The 401-nt window shown below is 45.4% G+C and carries 1 pseudogene; it reads right to left on the reverse strand.

Annotated features, from left to right (window positions below):
- Window positions 1–401: pseudogene (locus tag N2K84_RS20275) on the reverse strand (glycoside hydrolase family 3 protein); the annotation flags it as partial.

The raw sequence follows: 401 nt of genomic DNA on the forward strand, positions 1-401 counted from the left end.
AGCTCCTCCGTTTTTTCCGGTACGAACTCAGTTTCGAACAAGGCCGAAAAACCTTCGAGCTTTACACCCGAAGCAAACTCATGCTGACCGGCAGTTGTTTTCTTAATTGCACTGCTTATTTGTTGCGAAACAACGGGTTGTCCTTCCCGGTCGGGATTATTCCAGTAGGTGGCTTTAAACCCTGGTTTCCCTTCGAATGTAAGTTGCGAAAAATAGCTTTCGGTCACTTTGTCCTCAACCAGGTCACAGCCTTTGTCGTAGAAAATCTTCTTTTCGGGCAGCTTTGTTTTGATGCCTTCGAGAATGGAAATGGTTTCAATGGGTGTTCCGTTATAGTTGCCCCACAACATCACTTCGTCGTTGGCATTGGGCCCAATCACAGCAATTTTGTTCAACTTTTT

The sequence above is a fragment of the Gaoshiqia sediminis genome (assembly GCF_025907915.1).
GTDB classification, from domain to species: Bacteria; Bacteroidota; Bacteroidia; order Bacteroidales; family Prolixibacteraceae; genus Gaoshiqia; species Gaoshiqia sediminis.